We start from the raw sequence: 12,677 nt of genomic DNA, 5'->3' as shown, positions 1-12,677 counted from the left end.
TCATCTCCGGTAGACCACGCCGATGAAGAATTCCGCCTCGCGATAGCTCTGGCCCACGGCATCGCTCGTACGCCGCTCGCGTGCGACGGACGCGTGCCAGCTCCAGTGCCGATTGATCTGTTTGCCCAGGTCCAGGCCCAGCCGGACCGTGTTGTCCTTACGGCTGAGCGTGTCGTAGGTCACGCGGTCGTAGCTGGCGAATCCCGAGAGGGTCAGCGTGGGGTTGAGGCGGTAGCCGACACCGACGCTCAGCCCGCGTCCGGTCTGGTCGAAGGTGGGATCGTCCAGATAACTCAGCTTGTTGAAGGCCGGCGATATGGTCATGGTCAGCCGCTCACCGCGCCAGTTCCAGGTCGCTTCGAGACGGCGCTCCTTGTACACCTCCGAGCCGATCACCGCGCTGCCCACGCCGATGCCCGTGCCGGTCGCCCCCCTTCCCAGTCCGCCCGTGTTGGCGAACGGATCGATCGCCTCGGCGCGATCGGCGGTCAGGCCCGCGCCGTAGGCCCCTGGTGTCGTGATCAGATCCTGCGCGGCGTCGGCATACTGGTAGGCACCCGCCACGGTCAGTGCGTTGCGCAGGGTCGGCTGCCAGCCGACCTGCAGTCGTACGACGGGAGCCGACGTGCTGCGCCCCTGGTAGAACGACAGTCGCGTACCGCCCACCAGCACGTCCGCATCGAAATGCGCCAACGTGCTCGTGTAGCGCACGAAGGCCTCCTTGCGATCGTAATCGGCCGTGCTCGGCTGATGGGTGAAACCGACCCGCTGGAACTCCACGTTGCCGGAGAGCTGATCGGTCGGGCTCAGGTCGCGGTAGACACGAAAGGCAGCCATGCCGCGGGACGAATCGAACTCATCGACCTTCGATGCGTAGCTGTTGATATACCGCAATTCGAACTGACCGCGCGCCGCATCGCCGAAGCGCATGCGCAGCGTAGGGCCGAGCACGATCACGTTGGTCTGCTGCTGGTTGTCGGGCGAGTCGGCCGACAACTGATCCACCGGCTGCACGCCCGCATAGTCCTCGACCGAAAAGTCCAGCCGTTCCGGGGCGATCGTCCAGTTGGCTTGCGCGCCGAGCTGTGTCTGCGTCTGCGAATCGAAGTGGTTTTCGAGGTACTTGCGGTATTCGAAGGTTCCCGCCACGTTGGCCTGGAACGTCGAACCCAGCTGCGTGAACTGGAATGTCCCCCCTGGCGTCAGCACGTTCTCGCTCAGGGGCCGGTCCGACGACAAGGCGATGTTGTTGCTGTGCTCGATCCCCCCATACAGGGTGTAATCGAAGGTTCCGGCAAGCACCGCCGTCGGTGCGACCGCGAGCCCGATCACGATGGCCTGCGCGAGCCTGGTCGATGCCGGCATGATCCCTCCCCCTGCCCTTCGGTCCGCGTCACGGCGACTGATTGAAGACGACGCCCGCCAGCTTGGCCGGATCGAAATTCGCCACCGCCTGATTGATCGCCGCGGGCGTATCGCGTCCATAGCCCGCGACCACCACGACGAAGTCGGCGAGATCGGCCAGGATGCGCGCATCCGGCGAGCCCTTGACGGACGGACCGTCGAGGAACAGGTAGCGGTCGCTGTAGCGACAACGCAACGAGTCCAGCACGGCGCGCATGCGGAACGACGAGAAGTACTCGCCACTGTTCTCGCGCGACCTGCCGGCAGGAATCAGGCGCATCCGCGGTACGCCGGTCGGATACATGATCGAGGCGATGCCGCGTGACGGATGCTCGAGGAAATCGATAAGACCGCCCGTGTGTGGCTCGATACCGAAGGCCTTGTGCTGGTTCGGATAGCGCAGATTGCAGTCGACCAGCAGGCTCGTCTTCGACTCGTCGAAAGCGAACGCGGTGGCCAGGTTGCGCGTCACGAAGCTCGCTCCCGACCGCGGGCTCACCGCGACGACCAGGGTGATGAAGTTGTTTTCGCCCGCCATCTCCAGCAACCGCGTGCGGATCCCCCGGAAGGCATCGGACTGTTGTCGGACGGATTCCTCGCGATGGATGAGGCGTTTGCGCTCGCAGTCGATCGGCGCCAGCGCCCCGTCCGCCTCGCGCATGCGCGCGATGGAGTGACCCGGCGTGGTACGCGGGTCGACGTGCGGGTGCTCGGCATGCCCGGGTTCGATGGGTTCGGCGGCCAGTTTATTCATGAGTCAGCCCTTCATCCTCAACCAGAACAGCAGCAGGTAGACGGCACCGACGCCGGTGACGATGAGCGCCAGCAGCATGTTCTGCAGGTGCTCACGGCGGCGGTCGCGCGGCGTGGGATAGAACGGAATGGTGGCCAGCACGGGAAAGCCCGTGGCCCGTTCGAGCTGGCCGACCGAACGCACGCGGGGATCGAAACGCGCCACCGCGAACAGCAGACCGAACGGAACCGCCAGCGACAAGGCGACACCAGCCAGACCGAAGTGCATGAAACGCAGGCCCGACGGCACCAGTGGCAACACGGCCGGGTCCTGCACCTGAAAGGTCAGTCCGCGCTGCTCGGCGTCGAGATTCATGGAGACGCGCGCGTTCTCGCGCCGCTTGAGCAGGTCCTGGTAGACGTCGCGGTTGACCGTGTAATCGCGCGTCAGCTCGGCGGTCACGTTTTCCGAGTTGGCGATGCGCTTGCTGCGCTCCAGCTCGGACTGAAGCATCGACTCGCTCGCGCTTACCCGCGCCGAGGCGGCGGCGGCATCGCTGCGGATCGTCGCCAGCTGCACGCGCATCTGCTGGTTGACCGGATTCATGGTGACCATCCGGTCGACCGTGCCGCCACCCACCGCACGGCTTGCATCGGCGCTCTGCATCTGCGTTCGCACATCCTCGATCTGGTGACGCAGGCGGACGACGTCCGGGTAGGAGTCCGTATAGGTGAGCAGGAGCTTGTCGAGCTGCGACTGCATCTCGGCCAGCTGGGCCTGGTAGATGCCGCCGACGGTCTGCACGGCGTTGACCTCGGACTCACCGCTGAGTTGCGCATTCAGCGCCGCGGCCTGGGACTGCTTCTGCATCGCGTCCATGCGGTTGTTCTCGATCTGCGTACGCAGGGCGCTGATGCGGGAATTGGCGTCGATGTCGCTGCCGGGACGCGCATCGGCATTGGCGTCGCGATACGCCTTGAGCTTGTCCTCGGCGTCGGTGAGCTTGCCGCGATAGGCCTCGACCTGGCTGTTGATGAACTCGTAGGCGTCGCGGCTTTCCCGCTGCTTGGAGAGAAGGCTCTCGCTGATGAACAGCTGGCCGAAGGCACGGGTCACCTCGAAGGCACGCCGCGGGTCGGAGTCGAAATAGCTGATGGTGATCAGATTCTCACGGTTGTTGACGATCTTCGTGCGTGCCTTGATGCTCTCGATGAGTTTGTCGCGCTCGATCGGGGACGGTGAAGAGGCCAGCCACCCGCCGGTCCGCAACACCTCATCGAGCACGCGGCGGCTGAAAATCACGTCGCGTGCCATGCCTGCGCGGTTCTTGTTCGCCGTCGCCGAGGCCGCGCCTTCCATCAGCGGCGTGATGATGCTCGCGTCCTGCGCGAGGATGGTCGTGGATGCTTCGTACTTTTTCGGCCATACCGCTCCGATACCCAGCGCGGCCAGCGCGATCACCGCGAAGGTGACGCCCATCGCGACGCGCCGTCTGCGCGCCTCGCCGATCAGTGCGGGCAGCATGCCCGCGAAAGGAACGAGTTCCCCGCTCATCGATGTACCCCTTAAAAGGCGCGTTGCGGCACGGTGATCACGTCGCCGGGCTGTACCGGGTAGTTGTTGGCCAGATCGCCCTGCTGCAGGATCTTTTCCAGCCGCACGGCGTATGCCTGGGTGGCACCGGCCTCGTTGTGCCGATAGAGCTCGGTGCGATCGGGCGCCGCGAATTCGGTGGTTCCGCCGGCGGCGAGTACCGCATCCAGCACGGTCATGCCCTGCCGGTACGGCATGGAGATCGGGCTGCGCACGGCGCCCGTCACCCGCACACGGGACAGGTACTCATGGCTGCGCAACGCGGTAAGGATCACGGCGACCTGAGGATCGCGGATGTACTGCACCAGCTTCTGCTGAATTTCCGCACCGACCTGATCGGTCGTACGCCCACCGGCGGCGATGTCGCCGACCAGCGGCACGGTGATCTTGCCGTCGGGACGGACCGGCACGCTGACGCTCAGGTCCGGGTTATGCCAGACGGTGATCTGCAACTGGTCGTCCACGCCGATCAGATAGGACGCGACGACCGGGCTGGCCGCGTCCATCTTCGGTGGTGGAAGGTTGCTTCCCCCGGTGGCGCAGGCCGTCAGCCAGAGAGTGGCTGCGACGGCGGCGACGCGATTCCAACGCTTCATACGGACACCTACCCCTGTGACTTCGCTCGGTCCGTATCGTCATTTCAACCGGGGGCCGCGTCCATTCAACAGCCCGCCTATGCCATTCGACCGACGGGTGATCCGCGGCGTTTTAAGCCATGATCGCTTCCGCATGGATATCGCCGCACGCCTCCTCCATCCCGCCGTGCAAGCGTTGCTGCTGGCTCTGTGTTCGACGGCGTTCGTGCTGTGTCGGCGTCCGCGTGCGGCGTGCGCACTCGCAGCGATCGCGCTGATATGGATCTGGCTGGCCGCGACGCCGGCGCTGGCGTTGCGTCTGCGCGATGGACTGGTGGCCGGAGCAGCGGAGACGCCGCGGCACGCCGATGCGATCGTCGTGCTTGGCGGCGGCAAGCTTCCGGTCGGCGACTGGTCACACACGACGACCCGGGCAGGCATGGGGCTGTCGTTATGGCGAGCCGGATGGGCACCGCTGGTGCTGGTGTCGGGCAGCGATCAGGCGATGGACCTCGCGCAGGGCTTCGGACACTCGGGCATGCCGGATGGCGATCTTCGCATCGAAGCGACCAGCCGGAACACGCACGAGAACGCGCACAACTCCGCCGCCATACTCAAAGCCGAAGGGCTGCGCCATGTGTTACTGGTGACCTCGGCGGTTCATATGCGGCGGGCGGCCGGGTGCTTCCGGCATGAGGGTATCGAGGTGACGCCTGTACCCGCCGACGATCGTCATGCGACGCTGGCCTCGGCACCACCATGGATCCCGACACGCGGAGCGCTCACCCTGACCGCCCGCGCTCTGCACGAGTACGTGGCCTTATGGATCTACAAACGCCGCCAATGGATATAGCCCGTAGCGGTCCGACACTCTCAGCGGTCGCCTGTCTCGATCTGCAGTGACGTCTTGCTGTCACGACGAACGAGCCCCGGACCGAACTGGGTGACCTTTCCGTCCTTCAGCACAACGGTGTAGTCCTTATGGGAGAAGGAGAAGCGGCCCGGACGGCGATCGAGCCAGCTCATCACCTCGTAGCCGATGATCGTGCGATCGGAATCGGCCGGGCCGAGTCGATCCAGCACCTCGTCGCGGGGCATTCCCACGTCGAGCCGGGCGACCTTCGACGCCATGCCCGCACAACCGGCGACCCCCAGGGCGAGGACGGCCACGACGATCGCCTGCTTCATCCTCACTCGCATACCTCGCATGGGTCGGCATTCACCGGATGGTAACGCACCGGCGCAAGTCCATGCGACCTCGCCGGATCAACGAACCGTGGTCGCGGGAGCTGGCATCGGGACGGCTGCCTGACCGACCGGCTTGCCGTGCGCATCCAGCGTATGTCCCTGCGCATCGACGCCATGGGCGTTGGCACGCTGAACGCGCTGCGTCACGCCGGTCGCCGCGCCATCCGTGCTGACGGCAGCGCCGGCAGCTCCGGTGGTGTTCAGGCCGCGCTCCGTCGCACCCGCTTCCGAACGTGCAGGCACAGCGGCAGCCGCGGGATTCGCCTGATGCAGCATGCCGGGTGAGCCGACCAGAGGCGCCGATGACGACGCGGGTGCCGTCACCGGCTTGGGAGCGGGCGCGCTAGCCGGATTCCCTGTCTGCGACGAGGGCGGATTCGTCGCCGTCTGTGCCATGGCGGCCGTGGCGGCGAAGACCAGGGATAGCAGGAACATGGGACGCGGACGCATGGCGTTTCCTCGATGCGCCAACAGCGGCGCGTGACAGATCCACGCTAACCCCTCCGGTGTGAAGCCCGCGCGTCCCTGTTAGGCTTCCACGATCCTGCTTCGGAGACCTGGAATGCTGCTTGCCCTTGCCCTCGCCCTGGCCACCGACAACGCCTTCGACGCGCGTGTCCACACCGCGAAGATGCTCGAAAACAACGCCGATGGGAAACTCTGGCAGGGCAGACTGTGGGACAGCATCGGCAATCCCGCGACGGACGCGCTGAAGGGCTGCATCGCCAGCAATATGCCGGCGGCCGACCGCCGCCCCTTCACCCTGGTGGCCCGCGTGGCCGCGGACGGGCGCAGCAGCGATGTCGACGTACGGCCGAAGTCGACGGTGGCGACCTGCTTTGCCGGGCAGTTCGCCACCTGGACCCTGCCAAAACCGCCGAAGACGCCGACCCCCTATCCGCTGGAGATCGACGTCACGATGGACTGAAGCTCAGTTCAGTTCGTCGGGATCCGGGCCCATGCGCTTACCTGCATCGAGCGCGGCGATGGCCTTCATTTCATCGGCCGACAGTTCGAAGTCGAACACGTCGATGTTCGACTTGATGCGCTCCGGCGTCGCCGACTTCGGAATCACCATATGGCCGAGCTGCACGTGCCACCGCAGCACGACCTGGGCCGGTGACTTGCCATGCGTCTTGCCGATCGAGACGAGAGTCTCGTTCTTCAGCAAGTCGCCGCCCTGACCCAGCGGGCTCCACGCCTCGGTGATAACGTTGTGCTTCGCGTTCGCCGCGACGACATCGCGCTGGGCGAAATCCGGATGCAGTTCGATCTGGTTAACCACCGGCGCCACACCGGTTTCCTTCACGATGCGCTCCAGATGCGCGGGCTGGAAATTGGACACGCCGATCGAGTGGATGCGGCCTTCTTCGCGCAGACGGATGAACGCCTTCCAGGTATCGACGTAGCGATCGTGCTTCGGCGTCGGCCAGTGGATCAGATACATGTCGACGTAGTCGGTGCCGAGCTTCGCGATGCTCGCATCGAAGGCCTTGAGCGTGGCATCAAAGCCCTGCTCCGAGTTCCAGAGCTTGGTGGTCAGAAAGATATCGCCGCGGGCGACGCCGGAGCGTTCGATGCCCTGGCGTACGCCGGCTTCGTTCTTATAGATGGCTGCGGTATCGATCGAGCGATAACCGGCCGCCAGCGCGGCGGATACGGCGTCGGCGGTCTCGCCGTCGGGAATCTGGAAGACACCGAAGCCCAGCTGCGGTGCCTTGTTGCCGTCGTTGAGGTCGAGGACCGGAACGGTAGAGGTCATGCGTCATCTCCTGCAGGGAACCGCCCGATATCATGACGGCGGCCCCGCATTCAACGCGTGACGGGTCAGTCGCCGCGGCTGGCGTAGTGCGTTTCGACGTAGTTGTCGAGGATGGCCACGAACTCGTCGGCGATGTGTTCGCCGCGCAGGGTCATGGCCTTTTCACCGTCGATGAACACCGGCGCGGACGGAGCTTCGCCGTTACCTGGCAGCGAAATACCGATATTGGCGTGCTTGGATTCGCCGGGACCGTTGACGATGCAACCCATCACGGCGAGGGTGAGGTTTTCGACGCCGTCGTACTTCACGCGCCACACGGGCATCTGCTCGCGCACATGTGCCTGCACGGTTTTCGCCAGTTCCTGGAAAAATTCGCTCGTGGTCCGGCCGCAACCCGGACACGCGGTGACCAGCGGCGTGAACGCGCGCAGGCCCATCGTCTGCAGGAGTTCCTGCGCGACGATGACTTCGGCGGTACGCGACTGGCCCGGTTCGGGCGTCAGCGAGATACGGATGGTGTCGCCGATGCCTTCCTGCAGGAGCACGCCCAGCGCGGCGCTGGATGCGGTGATCCCCTTCGAGCCCATGCCGGCCTCGGTCAGGCCCAGGTGCAGGGCATAATCGCCGCGGCGGGCGAGATCGCGATATACGGCGATCAGCTCCTGCACGCCGGAGACCTTGCACGACAGGATGATGCGGTCGCGGGACAGGCCGAGGTCCTCGGCGCGGGCGGCGGAATCCAGCGCGGAGCGGATCAGCGCCTCGCGGGCGACATGGCCGGCGTCCCAGGGATCGGCGCGGCCGGCGTTCTCGTCCATCAGCGCCGCGACCATGCTCTGGTCGAGCGAACCCCAGTTGGCGCCGATGCGGACCGGTTTGTCGTAGCGGATCGCCATCTGGATGATCGAAGCGAACTGGGCGTCCTTCTTCTTGCCGAAGCCGACGTTGCCCGGATTGATACGGTACTTGGCCAGGGCCTCGGCACAGGCCGGCTCGCCTTCGAGCAGCTGGTGACCGTTGTAATGGAAGTCGCCGATCAGCGGGACCGACACGCCCATCATGTCCAGCCGTTCGCGAATCCGCGGCACGGCCGCGGCCGCGGCCGGCGTGTTCACGGTGATCCGGACCATTTCGGAGCCGGCCCGGGCCAGTTCGGCGACCTGCCTGGTCGTGGACACGGCATCCTCGGTGTCCGTGTTGGTCATCGACTGGACGACGATGGGCGCGCCACCCCCGACCCGGATACGGTCGACGGAAACACCGGTGCTGGGACGGCGGGCGCCGGCTTCCGCGGGACGCGGGCGGCTGAGAAGGTCTTCGGTCATAGCGGAACATTTTAGCGCAATGGTGTGACTGGAATCCGACTGGCTGCGGCAATCCGGCGGTGGGCGTCCTGCCCGGTCGGCGATTCGACCCGCCTCACCCCCTGCTCATCCTCCGGCCCGATAAACTCGCCCCCCATGAACGCACGTCACCGCACCCACGGCTTCTCGAGCCGCCTCTTCGCCGAACAGGCCCTCAGCCGCAGCGCCGGCGCGCCCCTCATCGGGGGAACGCCGTCGAGCTGCTGATCGATGCCCAGGCTCACTTCGACGCCTGGCTCAAGGCCATCGCCAACGCCAAGCGCCATGTCTTCCTCGAGAACTACATCATCCGCGACGACCGGATCGGCCAGGCGTTCCGCGACGCGCTGGTCGAACGCGCGAAGGCCGGCGTCTTCGTCGCGGTGATCGGCGACTGGGGCGGCTGTCTCGGCCAGTCACGCTCGTCGTTCTGGGCGGCCCTGCGTGAAGCCGGCGGACAGGTACGGATCTATAACCCGCCACAGCTGGGCAGCTCGTTCGGCTGGATCAGCCGCGACCATCGCAAGGTTCTGGTGGTCGACGGCGAAGTCGGCTTCCTGTCCGGCGTCTGTCTCAGCGAAAAATGGCTGGGCGACCCCGCCAACGACGTGCCGCCGTGGCGCGACACCGGCGTCGCCCTGCGCGGTCCCGCCGTCGCCGAGATCGAACAGGCCTTCGCGGACAGCTGGCGTGAAGCCGGCGAACCGCTACCCGACGACCCCCGGCTGTCGCCTGTCGCCGGCGCCACCCACGCCGGCGAGGTGTCCTTGCGCGTCATCGCGACACAGCCCAGCACGGCCGGCATGTATCGCCTCGATCAGATGGTCGCGGCGATGGCGACGAAGACGCTGTGGCTCACCGACGCCTATTTCGTCGGCGTGGCGCCCTATGTGCAGGCCCTCTCCGCCGCCGCTCGCGACGGTGTCGACGTCAGGCTGCTCGTGCCCGGCACCAGCGACATTCCCATGGTCGCCGGGATGTCGCGGTCGGGCTACCGCCCCCTGCTGAAGGCGGGCATCCGCGTCTTCGAATGGAACGGCACGATGCTGCACGCCAAGACGGCCGTGGCCGATGGCCGCTGGGCACGCGTGGGCTCATCCAATCTCAACATCGCCAGCTGGCTGAGCAACCGCGAGATCGACGTGGCTATCGAGGACGTCGGCTTCGCGACGCAACTGGAGGCGCAGTACGAGAAGGACCTGGAGAACGCGACCGAGATCCTGCTGCATCCCAGGCGCCGCCGCTCCGGAAACGAGCGCGTCCGCAGCCGTGCCCCGCACCCGCCCAGGCCGCGTCACGGTGGTGGAAGTTCGAGCCGCGCCGCCGCGGGGGCCCTGCGCATCGCCAACACCGTGGGCGCGGCCATCTCGCAGCATCGCGTGCTGGGCGATACCGAAACCGGGCCGTTGCTGGCAGGCTTCATCGCGGCAGCGGTGCTGACCCTCGTCGCCATCCTCTGGCCCGCGGTGATCGCATGGCCGCTGGCTCTGATCGGCGCATGGTTTACCGTCAATCTTTCAGTGAGCTGGTGGACACTGCGCCGCAAGCGCGTGGCGAAGGCCGCCACGGAAGCGCCGCACGAAGATTGACCAGCCATCGTCGACGCTCATGGCAAGGCGATCAGCCGCGCGGCCGGAACTCCAGCGGCTGCGCCGCACTCTTCGGCGCCACAGGCCCACAGCTCCCACACGACCCGCACCCGTCCCCGCAACTTCCGGTCGCCGCGGCAGGTTGCACACGCTTTCCCAGCGACCGGACCATCGCCGGCCTGCCGTCGCGATTGAGCCATGCCGACACCCGCGCCAGCACCCGCGTCGACGTCTTCGGCAGCAGCTTCCGGAACGCCACATACGCCGCGACCGCGACAGCCACGCCGATAACCAAGCCCTGAAACAGTTCGAACGTGCTCATGAAAGCGCCCTCGCGATCTGGTAAGTGGCGAGCGAAGCGAGATATGCCAGGCCGAACAGATAGCCCGCGGCCACCGCCACGTTGCGCCAGGAATTGGTTTCGCGGCGGATGACCGCCAGCGTCGACATGCACTGCGGCGCGAACACGTACCACGCGAGCAACGACAACGCCGTGGCCAGCGACCACGAGTGCGCGATCACGGGCCCGAGCTGCGAGGCGACCGCATCGTCGCTTCCCGACATGGCATACACCGTGCCGAGTGCCGCCACCGCCACTTCGCGCGCGGCAAGGCCGGGCACCAGCGCGATGCAGATCTGCCAGTTGAAGCCGATCGGCGCGAACACGTATTCCAGCAGCCTGCCGAGGCGGCCGGCCAGGCTGTAATCGATGGCGGGCCCCGTGGCTCCTTCCGGCGGTCCGGGGAAACTGGAGAGGAACCACAGCAACACGGTGAGCGCGAGGATGATGCCGCCGACGCGCTTGAGGAAGATCAGCGCGCGCTCCCACAGACCCAGGCCGATGTCTCGCACGTTGGGCAGGCGGTAGGACGGCAATTCCATGATCAGCGCGTGCTCGCTGCGATCCTTGCGCAGCCGCTTGATCACGAAGGCGACCAGCAAGGCGCTGAAGATACCCGCGAAGTACAGCGTGAAAAGCACCACGCCCTGCAGATTGAAGATGCCCCACACCGTCCGGTCGGGGATGAACGCGGCGATCAGCAGCGTATACACCGGCAGACGGGCCGAGCAGGTCATCAGCGGCGCGACCAGGATCGTGGTCAGGCGATCGCGCGGATCCTGAATACTGCGCGTGGCCATGATGCCGGGAATCGCGCAGGCGAAGCTCGACAGCAGCGGAATGAACGCCCTGCCCGTCAGGCCGACGCGGAACATCATGCGGTCGAGAAGGAAGGCCGCGCGCGGCAGATAACCCGATTCTTCCAGCACGAGGATGAAGAGAAACAGGATCAGGATCTGCGGCAGGAACACGAGCACCGCGCCCAGACCCGCGAACAGACCGTCGTTGAGCAGGCTGTGCAATGCGCTGTCCCCGGGGAGGAAACCCGTGACCGCCGTGCCCAGCGCGGCGATGCCCGCCTGGATGCCATCCATGACCGGCTGCGCCCAGGAGAACACCGCCTGGAAGATCATGAACATCAGGCCGGCGAGAATCAGCAGTCCGAATACCGGGTGCAGCACCCAGCGATCGATCGCGTCGTCGACGGCGGCGGTATCCCGCGGCAACGTGACCGTGTCGGCGAGAATGGACCGCACTTCGGCATGCAGTTGCTCGATCCCGGCGTTGTCGATGTCGGCCGGCTCGATCGCCGGCACCGAGGTATCGATGCGCTGGATCAGGGCCTGTGCGCCACCACGCCTGATCGCGACCGTTTCGACCACGGGCACGCCGAGCCGACGTGACAGCGCGTCCACGTCGATGACCATGCCGCGACGGCGCGCCGCGTCCATCATGTTGAGTGCGAGCACCACGGGGCGACCCAGACGGCGCACTTCGAGCACGAAACGCAGGTGCAGGCGCAGGTTGGTGGCATCGGCCACGCAGACGATCAGATCCGGCGGCGCTTCACCGGGATAACGGCCATAGCAGACGTCGCGCGTGATCGCCTCGTCGGGGCTGGTCGCATCGAAGCTGTACGTGCCGGGCAGATCGAGGATATGCAGCGTGCGACCGGACGGTGCGAGGAAGCGCCCCTCTTTGCGCTCGACGGTCACGCCGGCGTAGTTGGCGACCTTCTGCCGGCCGCCGGTGAGCTGGTTGAACAGCGCCGTCTTACCGCAGTTGGGGTTGCCCACGAGGGCGATGCGCATTGTGGAAGCGCTCATGCGGCACCGTCCACGGCGATCATCACGCGCTCGGCCTCGGTACGGCGCAAGGCGAAACGGGTCGAACCGATCTGGATCAACAGCGGGTCTCCGCCGAGAGGGCCCCGCGCCACGAGGCGCACCGGCTCACCGGACACGAAGCCCAGGTCGCGCAGGCGCTGGGCGATGGGGTCGGCGGGATGGGCATCGGTGACGGACTGGACCACGGCTTTGGCACCTTTCGGCGCGTCGGAGAGGCGCACTGGGATTACTCAAATAAGAACT

Annotated in this window: 14 protein-coding genes; 3 read left to right on the top strand and 11 right to left on the bottom strand. The window is 66.3% G+C overall.

The window, feature by feature from the left end; translation table 11 throughout:
- From FA85_RS19845 to FA85_RS19830, 4 genes are read right to left on the bottom strand one after another with little or no spacing between them, the layout of a single operon-like run.
- On the bottom strand, positions 1–1,365 hold the full coding sequence (locus FA85_RS19845; RefSeq protein WP_036113554.1) for an outer membrane beta-barrel protein: 1,365 nt from the start codon (positions 1,363–1,365) through the stop codon (positions 1–3).
- A gap of 28 nt (positions 1,366–1,393) precedes the next feature.
- Positions 1,394–2,158 (bottom strand): P-loop NTPase family protein, encoded by a 765-nt coding sequence (locus tag FA85_RS19840; protein WP_239709009.1) that lies wholly within the window; start codon positions 2,156–2,158, stop codon positions 1,394–1,396.
- 3 nt (positions 2,159–2,161) lie between these two features.
- Positions 2,162–3,691 (bottom strand): XrtA system polysaccharide chain length determinant, encoded by a 1,530-nt coding sequence (locus FA85_RS19835; protein WP_036113557.1) that lies wholly within the window; start codon positions 3,689–3,691, stop codon positions 2,162–2,164.
- An 11-nt stretch (positions 3,692–3,702) separates the two neighbouring features.
- On the bottom strand, positions 3,703–4,326 hold the full coding sequence (locus FA85_RS19830; RefSeq protein WP_036113560.1) for an XrtA/PEP-CTERM system exopolysaccharide export protein: 624 nt from the start codon (positions 4,324–4,326) through the stop codon (positions 3,703–3,705).
- Positions 4,327–4,459: 133 nt separating this feature from the next.
- Here FA85_RS19830 and FA85_RS21230 point away from each other — a divergent pair, with 133 nt between their 5' ends.
- A complete protein-coding gene (locus FA85_RS21230) occupies positions 4,460–5,158 on the top strand; it encodes a YdcF family protein (RefSeq protein ID WP_051943712.1) in 699 nt (232 codons plus the stop codon).
- A gap of 20 nt (positions 5,159–5,178) precedes the next feature.
- Here FA85_RS21230 and FA85_RS19820 read toward each other — a convergent pair whose 3' ends face one another.
- Both FA85_RS19820 and FA85_RS19815 read right to left on the bottom strand, forming a co-directional pair.
- Positions 5,179–5,493, bottom strand: a complete 315-nt coding sequence (locus tag FA85_RS19820) for a cellulose biosynthesis cyclic di-GMP-binding regulatory protein BcsB (protein WP_036113562.1) — start codon at positions 5,491–5,493, stop codon at positions 5,179–5,181.
- Between the two features lie 78 nt (positions 5,494–5,571).
- On the bottom strand, positions 5,572–6,003 hold the full coding sequence (locus tag FA85_RS19815) for a hypothetical protein (protein ID WP_036113563.1): 432 nt from the start codon (positions 6,001–6,003) through the stop codon (positions 5,572–5,574).
- Between the two features lie 112 nt (positions 6,004–6,115).
- Here FA85_RS19815 and FA85_RS19810 point away from each other — a divergent pair, with 112 nt between their 5' ends.
- On the top strand, positions 6,116–6,481 hold the full coding sequence (locus FA85_RS19810; protein WP_036113564.1) for a hypothetical protein: 366 nt from the start codon (positions 6,116–6,118) through the stop codon (positions 6,479–6,481).
- A 3-nt stretch (positions 6,482–6,484) separates the two neighbouring features.
- On the opposite strand, the gene FA85_RS19805 is transcribed toward FA85_RS19810, so the two are convergent.
- Positions 6,485–7,315, bottom strand: coding sequence for an aldo/keto reductase (locus FA85_RS19805; RefSeq protein WP_036113565.1), 831 nt, complete (start codon positions 7,313–7,315; stop codon positions 6,485–6,487).
- 65 nt (positions 7,316–7,380) lie between these two features.
- Positions 7,381–8,640, bottom strand: coding sequence for a flavodoxin-dependent (E)-4-hydroxy-3-methylbut-2-enyl-diphosphate synthase (gene ispG, locus FA85_RS19800; RefSeq protein ID WP_036113567.1), 1,260 nt, complete (start codon positions 8,638–8,640; stop codon positions 7,381–7,383).
- A 59-nt stretch (positions 8,641–8,699) separates the two neighbouring features.
- Between ispG and FA85_RS19795 the strand changes: the two genes are divergently transcribed.
- Positions 8,700–10,247 carry a phospholipase D-like domain-containing protein gene (locus FA85_RS19795; protein ID WP_428977052.1) on the top strand — a complete coding sequence of 516 codons (1,548 nt, stop codon included), beginning with the start codon at positions 8,700–8,702 and terminating at the stop codon, positions 10,245–10,247.
- A gap of 31 nt (positions 10,248–10,278) precedes the next feature.
- On the opposite strand, the gene FA85_RS19790 is transcribed toward FA85_RS19795, so the two are convergent.
- From FA85_RS19790 to FA85_RS19780, 3 genes are read right to left on the bottom strand one after another with little or no spacing between them, the layout of a single operon-like run.
- Positions 10,279–10,569 (bottom strand): DUF6587 family protein, encoded by a 291-nt coding sequence (locus FA85_RS19790; RefSeq protein ID WP_036113571.1) that lies wholly within the window; start codon positions 10,567–10,569, stop codon positions 10,279–10,281.
- Positions 10,566–12,413 carry a ferrous iron transport protein B gene (gene feoB / locus FA85_RS19785; protein WP_036113572.1) on the bottom strand — a complete coding sequence of 616 codons (1,848 nt, stop codon included), beginning with the start codon at positions 12,411–12,413 and terminating at the stop codon, positions 10,566–10,568. Before feoB ends, FA85_RS19790 begins: the two co-directional genes overlap by 4 nt.
- A complete protein-coding gene (locus tag FA85_RS19780; protein ID WP_036113574.1) occupies positions 12,410–12,655 on the bottom strand; it encodes a FeoA family protein in 246 nt (81 codons plus the stop codon). Before FA85_RS19780 ends, feoB begins: the two co-directional genes overlap by 4 nt.
- Between the last annotated feature and the right edge of the window lie 22 nt (positions 12,656–12,677).

The organism is Luteibacter mycovicinus, assembly GCF_000745235.1.
Classification (GTDB): domain Bacteria; phylum Pseudomonadota; class Gammaproteobacteria; order Xanthomonadales; family Rhodanobacteraceae; genus Luteibacter; species Luteibacter mycovicinus.
This window is presented reverse-complemented; position numbering and strand designations above follow the sequence as displayed.